We start from the raw sequence: 16669 nt of genomic DNA, 5'->3' as shown, positions 1-16669 counted from the left end.
GGTTTGTTAGGAAGATCTCCGACGCGGGGCCGCTGGGTCATGCGCATTGTCAGGGGGCATTCATGTATGTGCTCGGCATCAGCCAGGTCCACGACTCGGCGGCGGCCCTGGTGGCCGACGGGAAGATCGTGGCCTTCGCCGAGGAGGAGCGGTTCACCAGGGTCAAGCACGACGGCCGGTTTCCCGCGCAGGCCGTGCGCTACTGCCTGGAGGAGGCCGGCATCACGCTGGCCGACGTCGACCACGTCGCCTACTACTGGCAGGCGCCCCGCGAGACGTTGCACGCGCTCGGCCACTTCGCCCGGCACCTGCCCCACACGCTGGCCGTCTTCCGCAACGACGCCGGCGACTACGGCGACAAGGCCAGCGGCCTGCTGGAGACGCTGTCCGACCAGAAGGGCCAGGCCCACCCGGACGACTACAACGTGGGCGGCGCGCTGCTGCTGCACCTGCGGCGCGGGTTCACGCTGGAGAAGATCCTGCGCGAGTCGCAGAACTTCCGGGGCCGGACGAAGTTCAAGGTCCACCTGATGGACCACCACCGCGCCCACGCCGCCAGCGCGTTCTTCATCTCGCCGTACCAGGAGTCGGCGATCATCACCTGGGACGGCATCGGCAGCGACGGCACCTCCACCTACCTCGGGCTGGGCAAGGGCGGCCGGATCCACGACATCCGCCGGGTCAAGTTCCCGCACTCGCTGGGCGCCATGTACGCCGGCGTCACCGGCTACCTCGGCTTCAACCCCACCCGGGACGAGGGCAAGGTCATGGGCCTGGCCGCGTACGGCACCGACCGCTACGTGGACGACTTCGCCGACCTGGTCCGCCTGGGCCCCGACGGCCACTTCGAGCTGGACCTGAGCTGGTTCCGGCACCACGCCACCGGCAAGCACCAGATGTCGGCCAAGTTCCTGGAGCGCTTCGGCCCGGCCAGGCCGCGCGAGCGCGCCATCCCCAACCAGCACTACGCCGACGTCGCGTACGCGCTGCAGGCCACGCTGGAGCGCACCGGCCTGCACGTGGCGCGCTGGCTGCAGGCCAAGACCGGGCAGACCCGCCTGGTCACCGCCGGCGGCGTCGCGCTGAACAGCGTCATGAACGGCCGCATCCTGCTGGAGACGCCGTTCGAGGACTTCTTCGCCCAGCCCGCCGCCGCCGACGACGGCTCGGCGCTGGGTGCGGCGCTGCTGCTGGGCGTGGAGAAGTACGGCATGCGCCGCCCGCGCGACGAGGAGTACATCTTCCTCGGCCCGCAGTTCGGCGAGGAGGAGATGGAGCGGGCGCTCCAGGACGCCGGCCTCGACTACCGGCGCACCGACGACATCAACGACACGACGGCGCAGGCGCTGGCCGACGGCAAGATCGTCGGCTGGTTCCAGGGCCGCATGGAGTGCGGGCCGCGCGCGCTCGGCAACCGCTCGATCCTGGCCGACCCGCGCCGCGCCGACGCCAAGGACCGGCTCAACGAGAAGGTCAAGCACCGCGAGCCGTTCCGCCCCTTCGCGCCCTCCTGCCTGGCCGAGCACGCCGGCGAGTACTTCGCCAGCGGCTACCCCTCACCCGTCATGCTGCTCGTGTTCGACGTGCTGGAGCACCAGCGGGACAAGGTGCCGGCGATCACGCACGAGGACGGCACCGCCCGCGTCCAGACGGTCTCGGCGGCCGACAACCCGCGCTACCACGCGATGATCTCCCGCTTCGCGGAGCTGACCGGCGTGCCCATGGTGGTCAACACCTCGTTCAACGACAACGAGGAGCCCATCGTGTGCACCCCCGAGGACGCCGTGCGCTGCTACCTCAAGACCGACATGGACGCCCTGGCCCTGGGACCGTTCTTCACCGAGAAGGTCGTTCATTGAGGCGTTGGTTGTGGCTGGCGCCCGCCGTTCTGGGCGCCGGGGCGGCCACCCTGATCATGGTGATCCTGCCGCCCGACCGTACTCTGGACAACCCGCTCGAAGCGCTGTGGAAGGTCAGCCCGCTGGTGTTCGCGGTGCTGGCCGTGGCCGGGTTCCCCCGGCGTCCGGGGCTGGGCATGGCGCTGATGTGCGCGCTGGTCGTCGGCTACATGGGCGTGCTCGACACGGTCAACGTGCTGCACATCTTCTCCTACGCCGAGTCCGCCGACCAGAAGGCCGCCTTCCCCGAGCTCTACCAGTTCATGCTCTTCATGAACTCCTTCACCGTGCTGGCCGTGCTGTTCGCCTACCGGCTGGGCGGGGCGCGCTCCGACCGCGTGCTGAAGGTCGGGCTCGCCAGTGTCCTGGTGGTGATCTCCGGGCTGAACGACCTGTCGATGTGGCTGCTCGGCGACTGGCCGCAGGGCCGGCCCGGCACGCTGACGTGGGCCTCGCACATCGCGGTGTTCGTCGGCGGGCCGCCGAGCGTCGCCGTGGCAGTGATCTTCTTCCTCGTCCACCTCGTCCTGGCCGGGGTCGTGCTGGCGCTGCCCGTGCGGCGGTGGCTGGACCGGCTCGTCCCCGCAGCCGCATGAACGCCGACTTAGTCGTCGTCGGCTCCGGTCTGTTCGGGCTGACCGTGGCCGAGCGGTGCGCGTCCGAGCTGGGGATGCGCGTGCTGGTGCTGGAGCGCAGGGACCACGTCGGCGGCAACTCCTACAGCGAACGCGAGCCGCAGACCGGCATCGAGGTCCACCGGTACGGGTCGCACCTGTTCCACACGTCCAACGCGCGCGTGTGGGAGTACGCCCAGAGGTTCACGTCGTTCACGCCGTACGAACACCGGGTCTATTCGGTGCACAAGGGGCAGGTCTACCCGATGCCCATCAACCTGGGCACGATCTGCGCCTTCTTCGGCCGCCACCTCAGCCCCGACGAGGCCCGCGACCTGGTCGCCCGGCAGGCCGCCGAGGTGACCAGCGCCGGCAACCTGGAGGAGAAGGCGATCTCGCTGATCGGCCGGCCGCTGTACGAGGCGTTCATCCGGGGCTACACCGCCAAGCAGTGGCAGACGGCCCCGGCCGAGCTGCCCGCCGAGATCATCGGCCGGCTGCCGGTGCGCTACACCTTCGACGGGCGCTACTTCGACGACCTCTACCAGGGCCTGCCCACGGACGGGTACGCCGCCTGGCTGGAACGCATGGCCGACCATCCCAACATCGAGATCCGGCTCGGCGCCGACTTCTTCGACCTGCGGGAGAGCCTGGCCGGCGCGGTGCCCGTCGTCTACACCGGGCCGCTGGACCGCTACTTCGGCTACGCCGAGGGCGAGCTGGGCTGGCGGACGCTCGACTTCGAGACGTCCGTGCTGCCGACCGGCGACTTCCAGGGCACGTCTGTGATCAACTACGCCGACGAGGACCTGCCGTGGACGCGCGTCCACGAGTTCCGCCACCTGCATCCCGAACGCACCTGGTACCCGTCCGACGCCACCGTGATCATGCGGGAGTACTCGCGCTTCGCCGGCCGGGCCGACGAGCCGTACTACCCGATCAACACGCCGCAGGACCGCGCCCGGCTGCGCCGGTACCGCGACCTGACCAAGGGCGAGCGGGACGTCTGGTTCGGCGGACGCCTGGGCACCTACCAGTACCTCGACATGCACATGGCCATCGCCGCCGCCCTCACCCTGTACGAAAACCGCCTCCGCCCCCGTTTCACCGCCCACACCTCCGAATAGGACGGCCCCTCCCACACCCGGCCTCGGGGCCGTCTCCCCCATGCCTTCTGGTAGGGCGGCCGGCTCTCGCGCGCGGGACCGTCGCCGCGCGCGGCTGCCCGTTCGCCCTCTTCACGCCCCCACCGCACGCTTTCGCCTCCCCCGGGAGCGGGCCGCCCGTGGGGCGGGCGGCCCGGTCGCCGGGTTTCAGGGAGTGGCCTGCCAGGAGGTGCGGACGAGGGCGCGTTCGGTGGCGGCCAGATGGGTCGCTGCCGCGAGCCAGGCCCGCGCGTACCCGTCCGGTTCGGCCTCGGCCAGCCTGCCGAACACGTCACGTTCACGCCGGTCGGCCTCGTCGGCGAGCGCGACGGCCAGGTCGGCGGCCGTGCGGAACCCGGCGCGGCGCAGGGACGCGGCCTGCCCGCGGGCGTCGCCGCCGCGCGCGGACTCGGCGACCGCCCTGCGTCCGCCGGAGACGGCCAGCTCGACCAGCCGGCGCACCCGCCACAGCGGCGCGCCGTCCAGCGGGTCCACCTCGGCGTACGCGTCCCGGCCGGGCGAGGGGTCGGCAGCGGGCGAGGGGCTGGCGTCGGCGGGTGGCAGGTGCGAGCCCTGGAGGCGGTCGTAGCCGAGGTCGGCCCGGCCCTGCCACTCGGGGGGCAGCCTGAGCGTCGCCTCCTCCCCCGCGACCGGCCCCACGGCAAGCGGGACGAGCGTCGCCGCCCGGCCGGGCTCGACCCTGGCCACCACGCGCACCCGCAGGCCGGGCCGCGAGGCGAGCCGCCGCAGGTTCTCGACGTACGCGAGATCGGGATGACGGTTCGCCGGAACCAGCCGGACCACCGGCCCCTCACCGCCGACCACCGCTCCCCCGGCTTCGGCCGGTTGTGGCGGGGCGGTGGGTGGGAGGTGGCGGGCCAGGACGTGGTCGCCCGCCGCGCCGACGATCACCAGGTCGCAGCCGACCGGCTCCCGTACCTGCTCGGCGGACTCCTCCTCGCTCCACGCCCCCGCCGACAGCCGGGCCCCCACCGCTTCGGACAGCGGCCGGGCGAACAGCGCGCCGAGCGGCCCGTCCGTCCAGGCCAGGCCGGCGACCGGGGTGGCCCGTACGCCCTTGCCCGCGCCGAGGCGGCCGTCCGGGGAGACGGTGGCCCCGGCGATCAGCAGTCCGCCGCGGGCCAGTTGCGCGTGGCTCATCATGGCCGCCCCGATGGCGACGGTCGCGGTCGCCGCGCCACGGGCACGGGCCGGGCCGCCGGGCTTGACGTCGGCCACCGAGAACCAGCGTCCGTCGTCGGTGACGAGGTGGGTGACCACCCCGCCGTAACCGGTGCTGCTGATCACGGGCTCGCGGAAGACGCCGTACACCTTCAGGCCGCCGTTCGGACGGTAGCCGCGCCGTACGGTGCCGACCAGCGCCGGGTCGGGATCGGACGCGGCCAGCCGGCCCACGGTGAGCAGCAGCTCCCGCAGGGCGGAGACCAGGTCGGCGAGGCGGTGGCTGTCGTAGCGGGCGCGGGCGGCGCGCAGCCCGCGCACCACCCGCAGCGTGGCGGCCTCGGCCCTGGGCAGCCCGGCCAGGCGGGCGGTGTGGGCGGCTCTGAGCAGCTCAGCCTGCGGCACCGCGCCCGCGCCCGGCACACCCGCCGACAGCACGGCGGCCGCCGCCCGCCACAACCCCGCGGCCGCCGCCACCTGCGCCGCCCCGGGCGCAGCCGGAACGACCGCCTCCCCCGAGCCCGACCCGGACGCGGCACCCACCTGCCCGGACCGTGGACCCGACGTGGAGTCGCCACCCGCCTGGCCGGCTTCTGGGCCGGGCCCCGGCTCGGCGCCCGCCTGGTCGGTGTCCGGTCGCCGGCCGGGTTCGGTGGCCGGCTCGGCGGGACGTCCGTCGGTGGAGGGCGTGTCCGGTTGCCCGGAAGGGGACGGGGATGTGTCCGTCTCCACGTCCAAGGGCAGGGTGTCGGCCGGGTCGGCCAGGGGGCAGGCGGTGAGGAGGGCGGCGCGGTGGAGGCAGCGGGGGGCGAGGAGGCAGGAGCAGCGGGCCTGCCCCTCCTCCGCGATCACCCCCGACGGCCCCGGCGACAGCGTGACCACCGCGTCCTCGCCGCACGTGACCACCACGTCGGCGCCGTCGGCCACCCGGTCGAGGGCGGCGTACTGGTCGACGGCCGCGTCCAGCTTCTTGCGCAACCTGCTGGTCAGGCCGTCGACGGCGGCGGCCACCACGTGCGGCGCGGCGGGCGGGAGCGTTGCAGAGGTGTTCACCGGACTTCTCCCCGGAGGCGGTCCCCCACCCAGCGGGCGAGGGCGAGCGGGCTGAGCGCGGCGACCGGCATGCCGGCCGCGACGAGCTGCTGGGCGATGGGCAGCGAGTAACGGGGCACGCCCTGGTCGTCGAGCGCCGCGCAGCCCATCAGGTGGACGCCGGACCCGGCCAGCGAGCGCACCTCCGCGAGCAGGCCGCCCACCGGGTAGCCCTCCTCGAAGTCGCTGACGACGACCACGAGCGTACGGCTCGGCACGGTGACCAGCGTCCGGGCGTGCGCGAGCCCGGCGGCGATGTGCGTGCCGCCGCCGACCCGCACTTCGAGCAGCAGGGACAGCGGGTCCTCCACCCGGTCGGTCAGGTCGATCACCTGGGTGGAGAACGCCAGGAAGTGCGTCGAGAGCGTCGGCACGCCCGCGAGGACGGCCGCCGTCAGCGCGGACCACACGACCGACGCCTCCATCGACCCCGACACGTCGACCACGAGGATCAGCCGCCAGTCGGCCTCCTTCCTGGCCCGCGTGCTGAACACCGGCCGTTCCGGCACCACCACGAGCCGCCCGTCGTCGAGGCGGCGGGTGTGGGCCAGGTTGGCGCGCAGGGTGCGCGGCAGGTCGAGCCGGCCGCCGGGCCTTCTGGTCGGACGCGGGTTGGCCAGGCCGGTCAGCGCGGGTCTCAGCCGGGTCGCCAGCTCGCGGGTCAGCTCGGCGACCAGGCGGCGGACGAGCGGCCTGAGCTTGGCGACCTGCTGCTCGGGCAGCCCGCCGGCCAGCGACAGCACGGACGTCAGCAGCTCGACGGACGGCCGCACGGCGGCGGGGTCCAGCTCGGCGAGCACGTCGTGCCGTCCGGCGTCGGCGGCCCTGGCCAGCACTTCCTCGCGTACGTCGCCGCCGAACAGGGACTCCAGCTCGTCGGCCCATTCGCGGGCCGTGGGGAACGGGTCGCCCTGGCCTCCGGTGTCGCCCTGCTGCCCGAAGTCGTCGGCGCCCTCGCCGCGGCCGGCGCCGTAGAGCTCGTCCAGGGCGCGGGCGTACGGGCGGGCGCCGGCGGGCAGCCGTTCGCGCTCCCGCCCGAGCAGCAACCGCCACCGGTCGGCGGGGCCGATCCGCGCCCCGCCCGCCACCCGCCGCCCGGAGACCGGCTCCCCGCCCTCCACCGGCGGGACCGGGCCGTCATACGACGCCGGGGCGTCCTGCGAGGCAGGGGCGTCGTGCGGGGTGAGGAGGCCGAGGGTGTGCAGGGCCGTCAGGCCGGCCAGGTCGGCGGCGGTCCAGGTGGCCAGCAGGCCGGGCGGCGCGTCCAGCGTCAGGTCCGGACGGTCCCCGAGCCGCTCGGACACCGCCGCCAGCAGCCGGCCGCGCGCCGCCGGGGCGAGCGTGTCGAACCCACCGCGCAGGGCGGGCAGCCGGTCGAGGAACTCCTTGTCCGCCAGCTCGTCCACCCGGTCCATCAGCGGGCCGAGCGCGGCGGGCGCCGCCTGGAGCAGCGGTCCGGCGGCCGTGAGCACGCCGGTCAGCAGCAGGCTCAGCCGGCGGCGGCCGTCCGGGGTGGTGGCGGTGTCGATCCAGCCGGCGGCCCGCGCGCCCAGGAGCTCGGGGCCGTCCAGGTCGAGCAGCACGCGGGCGGCCAGCGCGGCCCCCTGGACCAGCGGCGCCCCCGTGCTCGCGAGCGCGCCCAGCGCGTCGTCCAGCCGCAGGCCCAGCCGGTCCTCCCCGGCCCGCGTGGCGAGCGCGACCAGCGCGACCGCGTCCTCGGGCCGGTCGCTGCCGGCGAGTCCGGGCAGCGACCGGACCGCGGCCTCCAGCAGCGTGACGGCCAGCTCGCCCGCCTGCTCGCGTCCTTCCGGCGTGGTGCCGGGAAGGTGCTCGCGGCGCAGCGCCTCCAGCAGGTCGAGGGCGTCGAGCAGCTCGGGGAGGGTGGCCGTGGCGGGCAGCGTGCCGGCGGCGTCGGCCAGCCGCTGCCCGACCAGCTCCGGCAGGTCGCAGCGGGCGGCGGCGCGCAGCCCGTCGAGGATGGTGCGGCAGGTGGGGCCGCCGTCCGCGGACTCGCGCCGGTAGGTCTCCCGCAAGGTGCCCGCCGCGGCCTGCGCCGGGGTCACGCCCCGGACGCCGGCCAGGTCGAGCAGCGCCGGGGCGGCGGGCGTCCAGGACAGGCGCCATTTGGTGGTGAGCGCGCCGGCGTCGCCGGTGCCCGCGACCTGGATCGGCTCGCCGTAGCCGATGCCGCACACGTGCAGCCGGCGCAGCAGCACCTCCCGGCGCGCGTCCAGGTCGGAGCGGAGCGGGTCGAGGCGCACCTCGCGCGGGTCGGGGTCGTCCGGGCAGGGCAGCCTGAGCGCGGCCAGCTCCTCCTCGACGGCGGGGCCGAGCCCTGAGCGGGGGGTGCCGGGGGCGGTGCGGCCCCTGGCCGTCCCGACGAGCACCGTGTCGAGCGCCTTGGCCAGCGCGCGTCCGCGGCCCAGGGGTTCGCCCTGGCCGAGGACGGTCGTCACCGCCTCCAGCAGCTCGCCGCGGCCGGGGGCGGGCAGGCCGCGCAGGCGCGCGAGGTCGCACGCCAGGCGCAGCGTCTCGACGGCCTCGCCGGTGCCCGCCGTGTGCCCGGCGGCCCGCAGCTCCCTGCACAGGTCGGTGATCGCGCGGGCGGCGCCGTCCCTGACCCGGTCCGGTACGCCGTCCGCCTCGAACACCTCCTGCTGCCAGCGCGGGTCGCGGATCCCGGCCGGGTAGCCCGACCGGGAGTCGAGCAGATCGAAGGCGTACGGGACCAGCGAGGTGACGGCCCGCGCCCCGCCGGGCGCAGACCCGACGGGCGCAGACCCGGCGGGCGCAGACCCGGCGGAGGCGGCCCCGACGGAGGCGGTGGGAGCGGGGTCGGCGGGGGCGGGGGCGGGGGTCTCGTCGGTGGTGAGCAGGGCGGGGGCGTGGAAGGCGCCCACGACCGCGGCGACCCGGCGTCCACCGGCCGCGGCGGCGGACACCACGCGCCGCATGTACGCCTCCCGCGCCAGATCCCTGGCCTCGACGCCGCCGCCCGCAGCCGCGTCGCGCCGCAGCGCCCAGCCCACGCCGAGCGCGGCCCGGCGGACGGCCTCCGGCTCGCAGCCCGGCGCCAGGACCTCGACGGCCCGGTCCCACATGTCGTCGCCCGCCCGCCCGGTGCCCGCGGCGGCCAGCGCGTCGGCGAAGCGCGGCACGCCGGCGGCTTCAGCCTCAGGCCCGGCGGCCTGCCGGCCCTCGGCGGCCTCGGCTTCGGGTCCGGCGGCCTGCCGGCCCGGGTCCGACAGCGGGAGGTCGCAGCACAGCACCTCCACGCCGCGCTTGACCGCCCACCGGATCGCCACCAGCTCAGGGGAGAAGTCGGCGAACGGGTAGAAGCCGAGCCCGTCCGCGCCGTTCCCGGCCAGGGCGACCGGGGCGATGGTGGCCGGGTCGGCCAGGTGGGGCAGCCACTGCTGGAAGTCGGCGGGCAGCTCGACGCACACCGTCTCCGGGTCGGCCGCCTCCAGCAGCTCGGGCAGCACGACGGCCAGGGCCGGACTGTGGTGCCGCACCCCCACCAGGTACGGCCGGGTCGCGGCGGCCAGCCCGGCCACCACCACCCGCGGATCCGCCGGGTCGAGCGGCGCGGCCGGGGTGGCCGGGTCGGTCGGGGTGTGGGGGGTCAACGGAGGTTCTCCCGCAGGTCCCAGAGGCGGCGCCACATGGCCGAGCCGTCCTCGGCGCGCCGCCGCACCGGCCCGTCCCAGTAGCCGAGCAGCCGTCCATGATCGGCGGGGTCGTCCTTGCGCACGACGCCCAGCAGGTGGCCGGGCACCAGGTCGAGGACGTCGCCACCCGGCAGGTACGCGGCCGCGACGCCGAGCGAGGCCGCCACCTGCACCGCCTCGGCGGTCGACATCACGGTGCCCGGCCGCTCGACGTCCCAGCCCTCGCCGGACCGTCCGGTGCGCAGGTCGCGGAAGACCGTGACCAGCGCCTCCAGCACCGCGTCGTCCACGGCGAACCCGGCGCCGGCGCGCTGGACGACCGCCGTGGCCTGCCGCCGCACCAGGGACGTCTCGGCCGCGGCGTCGGAGATGGGATCGACGGTCTCGAAGTTGAAGCGCCGCTTGAGCGCGGCCGACATCTCCGACACGCCGCGGTCGCGGAGGTTGGCCGTGGCGATCACCGTGAACCCGGGGACGGCGGCCACCTGCGCGTCGTCGGTCCCGGCCAGCTCGGGGACGCTGACCCGCCGGTCGGACAGGATGGACACCAGCGCGTCCTGCACCTCGGGCAGGCAGCGGGTGATCTCCTCGACCCTGGCCACCCGCCCCGATCGCATTGCGGTCAGCACCGGGGAGTCCACCAGCGCGCCCCGGCTCGGCCCCTGGGCCAGCAGCAGCGCGTAGTTCCAGCCGTAGCGGAAGGCGTCCTCGGTGGTGCCGGCGGTGCCCTGGACGGTGAGCGCGCTGGTGCCGCAGACCGCCGCGGCCAGCAGCTCGGACAACATCGACTTGGCCGTGCCGGGCTCGCCGACCAGCAGCAGGCCGCGCTCGCCGGCCAGCGTCACGACGCAGCGCTCGACCAGCGCGCGTTCGCCGACGAACTTGGGCGCCACCTTGAGCTTGGACGGCAGGCCGTCCCGGGCGGGCAGGGAGAGGGTCTCCTCTCCGCTGCCGCAGATGAAGGTCACGACGGCGCGCGGCGTCAGCCGCCAGCCGGGCGGGCGGGGGCCGTCGTCGTGGGCGGCGAGGAAGGCCAGTTCGGTGGCGTACCGCTGCTCGGCGGAGACCACCTGCGTGGCGGGGGTCGCCTCGTCGGTGAGGGTCATGGGGTTTCGTGTCCTTCGTGTGGTGATGACAGGGTCAGCGGCGGCGGCCGCGTTTGACGGCGAGCTGCTCGAACCGGGGCACGTCGCCGTCCTGGACGCGCCGCCAGGCCCTGGCGTACAGGTCGGCCACGGGCTCGCCGGGCACGAGGAGGCCGCCGAGGCCCGCGTTCGGGCTGAACATCGGGAGCTTCCACTGCTCCAGCGGGAGCCGCGGCGTGCGCTCCTCCGACCAGCCGCCGGTCAGGAACAACGAGCGTCCGGCGCGGGCGCGCACGGCCTGGACGACCAGGTCGGTGCGGGCCAGCTCGGCCCGCGCGGCCTTGAGCCGGGCCGGCTTCCAGCCGGTCCACCGGGCGGTGTTGCGGTCGGTGGGGTCGGGCATGGCCAGCAGCATCAGGTAGACGGCGGCGGCGTCCTCGCCGAGGCCGTGCGCCTTGGCGACGTCCACCACCAGGTCGGGCACCGAGCGGGTGGGGTCCTGCGGCCACCAGGCGCCGTCGGCGTCCCGGTCGCCCTGGGCGGGGTCGCCGGGGTCGGCCAGCAGCGCCGCGAAGCGCGGGTCGAGGGCGGTGCGCAGCGCGGACACGGCGGGGAACGAGCCGTTGAGCCCGATCAGGGCCCGCAGGTAGGGGTCCTCGCCGGCCGGGTCGAGCAGGTGCGGGCGGAGCGCGGGCGAGGGCTGGCTGTCGTAGGTGGCCATGACGACCGCGCCGTACCGCTCGTAGCCGTCGCCGACCTCGGTCGGCGTGCCCGCGACCTTCTTGAACGCGGGCAGGCCCACGTACTCGTCGAGGTCGATCAGCAGCCCGGGGTGGGCGAGCCGGTCGCGGACCGCCGACAGGACGGCGGGCAGCCCGGCGCGCAGCGGATCCCCGGCCGGCAGCCGGTGGGCCAGCCAGGCGGCCGTGGCGACGGCCGTGACCAGCGACCGCCCGCCGAACCCGGTGTCCTTGCCGACGGGGTGGACGCGGTCGCCGCGCACCTCCCACTCCAGGTCCACGCTCAGCTCGGGAGCGGCGGCGGGGTCGAGCACCGCGCGCAGGGCGTGCGCCGGGTCGCCCTCGACGGTGCGCAGCGCGCGGGCGGCCTCGCCGAGCAGCCATTCGGGCAGGGCGAGCCGCTGCCCGACGCGCTCGTTCCACACCCGCGCGGCGGCGGCCGCGTCGGGGCCGTCGGTCCACAGGCGGGCCGGGTCGGCGGGCAGCAGCGCCGCTGTGACGGCCCGCCGCACGCCGGCGCCCAGGGCGCGCAGCTCGTCCTTGGCGACGGCGGCCTCGGCCACCTTCACGCCGATCGTCGCGCGGGCCTCCTTGTCGAGGAAGGTCCGCGCGTAGGTGTCCACCTGCGGGAACCCGGCCACGACCAGCCGCGCGGCGGTCCATGAGACCCCGGTGAGCCGGGCGAACTCCTCGGCGGCGGCGGCGTGCCAGGGGGCCGGGCCGCGCGCGGCCAGCTCGGTGAGGAACGCCGCGAGCCAACTCGCCTCCCGGTCCCCGCCGACGGGCGAGGAGTCGCGGACGGTGTAGGGCGCGGGCACCTCGAACACCCCGGCGGGGTCGTGGCACAGCGCCGTCCATTCGAGCCCGTCGACGTCCGTCTCGCGCAGGTCGAGGAAGGCGACGAACGCGCCGCCGCCCAGCGGCAGCACGCCCGAGAGCGAGCCGTCCGCCGGGGCGCCGTCCGCGCCGACCATGTGCTCGCGCCTGAGCGTGACCGTCATGCGGCGCCAGCGGGACGAGCCGGCCGCGACCGGCAGGCCGCCGTCGCGCAGCTCGCCGAGCAGCACGCCCAGCGCGTCCCGGTGCTCGGCCGGGGTGGTCGGCGCCGCGCACCGGTACGCCACGGCGGCGCAGTGGTCGAGCAGGCGCTCCCACCGCAGGCCGGAGGCCGGCATTCCGGGCAGGCGGAGGTGGTTGGCCACCTGCGGGCGGTCCTGCCCGGCGGTCACGGCCCCGCCCACCGCGCGGATCTGCTGGAAGGCGGCGTCGGCGTTGTGGCGGTGGTAGCCGCGGCCGTCGCCGATGCCGTTGAGCGCCTCGTCCAGCAGCAGGTCGGTGGGCCCGGACGGGCCCCGCTCGGCGGCCGGGTCGCCGGCCAGCGCGCGGTTGAGGTTGGCCACGACGGCGCGCACCGCGTTCTGCTGGGTGGCGGCGAAGCCGACGATCCCGGCCACGCCCTTGACCAGCGCCTCGTGGGTGATGCCCGGCAGCAGCGCGCGGACGGCCGCCGCCAGGTCGGCGCCCTGCGGCGTGGCCGCTTCGAGCAGGGCCGCGGCGGTCTCGCGGTCCGCGCGGCGCAGCGCCGCCGAGCCCTCGAGGTCGCGGGGGCGCAGGCAGTACCAGTAGCGCTCGGGCGGCAGGATGGGCGTGCCCGCGCCGAAGGCGCCCGGCTTGGCGTCGGTCCGGTACTCGGCCAGGACGACGCCGTCGGCGTCCACGAGTCTGATCCGGTAGCTGCCGCGCACGACGGCGCAGGCCCGCTCCGCGCCCGGGAACGTCAGCACCCGCACCGGCACTCCGGCGTCCGGCGGCAGCGTCACCGAGATGCCGGACAGGTCCTCGGCGCGGTGGGAGCCGTCGGGCAGCTCGACCACGCGCAGGCCGTACAGGCCGTCCACGGGGGCGCCGACCGGGGTGGGCTCGTCGGAGGGCGCGGGCAGCAGCCAGCCCTCGCCGGGCCGGGCGTCCGGGGTGCCGGCGAGGAAGCCGGGCAGCGACTTCCTGCCGACGCCGCCGCCGGCGGGGTCGAACTCGTACCAGCCGCTGTCGTGTTCCGCCCAGATCCACGTCCAGAACGACGTGCCGTCGGTGAGCAGGTGCCGCTCGTCGGGGACGGCCGTGTCACCGGCGTGCAGCACGCCGTGGCCGGTGGTGCGTCCGCCGCCGGGCACGGCCAGGCTGACCGGGTCGTCGCCCTGGTAGTAGTCCAGCCGCGTGCCCCGGCTCCGGTCCGTCCCGTCCAGGTCGCGCACCCGGTCGGCGGAGGTGTGCCAGTAGCCGCGCAGGCCGTTGGCGCGGTCGCGGGAGTCCCAGTAGACGAGCAGCTCGCCGTCCACGTAGTGGAAGCCGGGATCGCTCCAGGTGTCGTCCCTGGGGACGCGCAGGTCGTGGGTGAGCAGGACGCCGTCGGCCGAGAGCACCCGGGCCTGCGCGGTGCCCGCGACGACCAGGTTCGGCCAGGCGTCGCAGACGACGAGGTCGTCGATGTCCTTCTCCGGCACGAGCTGGGTGGCGGCCTGCTCGAAGGCGGGCCAGCCCAGCTCGTCGATGACGCCGGAGCGCAGGGCGCGGGCCAGCACCCCGGCCACGTCGGCGTCGGTCACCGCCTGGCGCACCTCGTTCTCGGCCAGGGCCAGGGCCTCGCCGGGCAGCCAGGACAGGCAGCACAGGGCGTCGGGCAGGTTGGACAGGCCGGCGGCGGCCGATCGGCGGGCGACCAGGCGTACCCACTCGGCCAGCAGCGGACGCCCGCCCGGCGCGGCGGCCAGCGCGCGGACGGTGGCCCTGCCCTCGTCGTCGGCGTCGAGGTAGTCGGCGCCGCGCCGGAAGGCGGTGTGGAAGCGGCCGTCGGCGGCCAGGGCGAGCAGGTCGCGGCGGTCGTCGTGCCCCGCCCAGTGCGTCAGCCGGAGCCGGGCGCCGTCGCCGGGGTCGGCCAGGGGGATGCCGAGGGCCAGCAGCAGGTCGATCAGGTCGGCCTCGTCGTCGACGGCGATCGTCGAGCCGGTCGCGGCCAGCTCGGCGCGCAGCCGGTCGGCCATGCGCTCGATCAGGGCGTGCAGGGCGGGCAGGTGCGGCGCGACGCCCCAGGCCCGCTGCCGCGCGGCGAGGAACCTGCGCAGCCAGCCGGCGGCCCCGTCGGCCGGGCGTTCGGCCTCGGGCACGTCGGTGTGCAGGCCGGCGGTCGCGCCCGCGCTCTCCAGGATGCCGAGCCAGATGCCCGGCAGCTCCCGGTCGTGGCTGTCGGGGATGACGTTCAGCAGCGTGCCGCGCAGCTCCGGCCGCTGCCTGGCCAGCGCCGCGACGGCCTGGGCGTGGGACTTCCACCAGCCGGTCGGGGCCTGCATGGCGGCCGGCAGCGCCAGCACCTCGGCCAGGTAGTCCTGCTCGGCCGCCTCGGCGTCCACGCCGGCGGCCTTGGCGAGCCTGCGGATGTCGGCAGCCATCTGCGCCGAGGGGGCGAGGCCGCCGGCGGTCCTGCGCACGCACAGCCGCGCGTACCTGTTCAGCGCCTCCGCGGCGGGCAGGCGGGCGGTCAGCTCCTTGGCGTACCCGGACAGCGCCTTGACCGGCAGCGCCCCGGCCAGCGCGAACTCCAGGAACACCGCGTCGAGGCGGTCGTCGTCCACGGGGAGGCCGTGCTGGGCCTCGGCCCGGCGGGCGGCGGAGAAGAGCTGCCCGGCGTACTGGGCGTTGTCGGCCGCGGCGAACACGCGGGCGGCCTGCTCGTAGAAGGTCGGCAGGAAGTGCGGGACGGACGCGGCGAGCTGCCCGGCCAGGCGCTGGTAGGCGTCGAGCGCCGTCTTGGGCTTGGTCCTGGCCTGCCGGGCGACGCGCTCCAGCTCCGGCACGACGGCCAGGGCGTGGTGCCCGTCCTGCGGGTGGTGGACCAGCACCCATTCGGGGAAGCCGAGCGAGCGCCGCAGGCCCAGGCCGACCACCGCGGCCTCGCCCTCGGGCACCAGGCCGAGGAAGCCGCCCACCGCGTCCTCGGCGCCGCTCAGCTCCTCGGTGACCAGGCGCACGATCACCCGGTCGTCGAGGCCGGGGTGCCGGTAGGCGCGGGCGACCAGCGGCACGGCCCGCTCCCCCGCGCCCTCGGTGCCGGCCGGCAGCACCGCGCCGGCGTCGAGCAGCTCCCGCGCCTCGGCGTTCTGCGAGATGTCCCCGGTCATGCGCTCTTCCCCTCTTCGACCTGCCGGCCGGCGTGCAGCGCGGCGGCCATCCTCATGCCTTCCGACCAGGCGACCGGGCCGACCTCGCGCAGCGTGAGCGTCCTGCCGTCCTGGTCGCGCCAGGTGAGATCGCCCGTGGACGTCTCGCTGTCCCAGTAGGGCTCGCCGATCCAGACGGCGGCCTCGGTGAGCCGGCCGGCGTCGCGCACCTGGCAGGTGGCGTAGCCGCCGGAGACGCGGTAGCCGAGCTGGGTGGCGCGGGCCGCTACACCGAACCGGGAGGCGTACGTGCCGCCCGCGAAGTCCTTCACCTGGCGCACCCCTTCGCCCTGGTCGGCGGGCTTGCGCCAGATGGCCCGGTGGATCTGCTCGACCTTCTGCGTGATGCCCAGCTCGGCGGCGAACTCGCGCAGGTCGTCGAGGTCGGGCAGGAGCACCGGGTGCGGCAGCCTCACCGTGCGCGCGGCCAGCCTGACGGTCTCGCCGTCGAGGTTCACCATGCGCAGCTCGCCGGAGGAGGTCGCGTCGCGCAGGAAGCCCACCTCGTCGGGGTCGTCGCCGACGACCGCCACGTCACGCAGCGCCGTCTGCCACGCCTCGTCCGGCCACACCCGGGCGATCAGCTCGGTCGGCACGGGCAGCGAGGACACCATCCAGGCGTCCACGTGCGCCACGCAGGACGCGGCGTGCCGGTCGAGCCATTCGGCGAAGCGGCGCAGCCGGTCCGCCTCGGGGTGCTCGCGCACCGCCTTCGGCAGCGTCTTCAGCTGCCGTCCGGCCGAGCGGCCGGACGTGGCCCTGGCCGTGACCCGGCCCTCTATCAGGGCGACCTCGTACGCGTCGCCCGCCGCCAGCCAACCCAATTGCCGCCGCCTCTCCTCGTGCAGGCATGACGTGAGGCCATGCCGTGAAGCCATGGGAATGTGTCGAGGCGCGGATCGATCTCCCGCCGCCACGTTGCGCGGAACGTTATCGGCGATCACTGACAAATGCCTACCGACTGCCCGACGAGCCGGTTACGGGGCCGGGTCACCCCGGCGAGCGGGGGCGCACGGGGATGGCGTGAATTC

8 protein-coding genes are annotated in these 16669 nt (G+C 75.8%); 3 read left to right on the top strand and 5 right to left on the bottom strand.

Annotated elements, in window-relative coordinates:
* Nucleotides 1-62 precede the first annotated feature (62 nt).
* From ACIBK9_RS50860 to glf, 3 genes are read left to right on the top strand one after another with little or no spacing between them, the layout of a single operon-like run.
* Nucleotides 63-1859, top strand: a complete 1797-nt coding sequence (locus ACIBK9_RS50860; protein WP_387665423.1) for a carbamoyltransferase — start codon at nucleotides 63-65, stop codon at nucleotides 1857-1859.
* The gene (locus ACIBK9_RS50855; RefSeq protein WP_387665420.1) at nucleotides 1856-2494 is read left to right on the top strand and encodes a hypothetical protein; all 639 of its coding nucleotides are present in this window, start codon (nucleotides 1856-1858) and stop codon (nucleotides 2492-2494) included. Before ACIBK9_RS50860 ends, ACIBK9_RS50855 begins: the two co-directional genes overlap by 4 nt.
* Nucleotides 2491-3639, top strand: coding sequence for a UDP-galactopyranose mutase (gene glf / locus ACIBK9_RS50850; protein ID WP_397166581.1), 1149 nt, complete (start codon nucleotides 2491-2493; stop codon nucleotides 3637-3639). Before ACIBK9_RS50855 ends, glf begins: the two co-directional genes overlap by 4 nt.
* Before the next feature lie 186 nt (nucleotides 3640-3825).
* Here glf and ACIBK9_RS50845 read toward each other — a convergent pair whose 3' ends face one another.
* The 5 genes from ACIBK9_RS50845 to ACIBK9_RS50825 are packed head-to-tail and all read right to left on the bottom strand — an operon-like array spanning nucleotide 3826 to nucleotide 16462.
* Nucleotides 3826-5892, bottom strand: coding sequence for a hypothetical protein (locus tag ACIBK9_RS50845; RefSeq protein ID WP_397166580.1), 2067 nt, complete (start codon nucleotides 5890-5892; stop codon nucleotides 3826-3828).
* Nucleotides 5889-9560 carry a DUF5682 family protein gene (locus ACIBK9_RS50840; protein WP_397166578.1) on the bottom strand — a complete coding sequence of 1224 codons (3672 nt, stop codon included), beginning with the start codon at nucleotides 9558-9560 and terminating at the stop codon, nucleotides 5889-5891. The genes ACIBK9_RS50845 and ACIBK9_RS50840 overlap by 4 nt, the downstream gene beginning before the upstream one ends.
* Complete coding sequence (locus tag ACIBK9_RS50835; RefSeq protein WP_397166577.1) at nucleotides 9557-10708, bottom strand: AAA family ATPase; 1152 nt, start codon at nucleotides 10706-10708, stop codon at nucleotides 9557-9559. The genes ACIBK9_RS50840 and ACIBK9_RS50835 overlap by 4 nt, the downstream gene beginning before the upstream one ends.
* Before the next feature lie 34 nt (nucleotides 10709-10742).
* Nucleotides 10743-15599, bottom strand: coding sequence for a DNA-binding protein (locus ACIBK9_RS50830; RefSeq protein WP_397166576.1), 4857 nt, complete (start codon nucleotides 15597-15599; stop codon nucleotides 10743-10745).
* Nucleotides 15596-16462 carry a DUF4132 domain-containing protein gene (locus ACIBK9_RS50825; protein ID WP_397166574.1) on the bottom strand — a complete coding sequence of 289 codons (867 nt, stop codon included), beginning with the start codon at nucleotides 16460-16462 and terminating at the stop codon, nucleotides 15596-15598. The genes ACIBK9_RS50830 and ACIBK9_RS50825 overlap by 4 nt, the downstream gene beginning before the upstream one ends.
* Nucleotides 16463-16669: the final 207 nt, after the last annotated feature.

It is taken from the genome of Nonomuraea sp. NPDC050227 (assembly GCF_044459705.1).
Lineage (GTDB): Bacteria > Actinomycetota > Actinomycetes > Streptosporangiales > Streptosporangiaceae > Nonomuraea.
The sequence above is the reverse complement of the archived record's forward strand: the minus strand, read 5'-3'. Positions and strand labels throughout refer to the sequence as shown.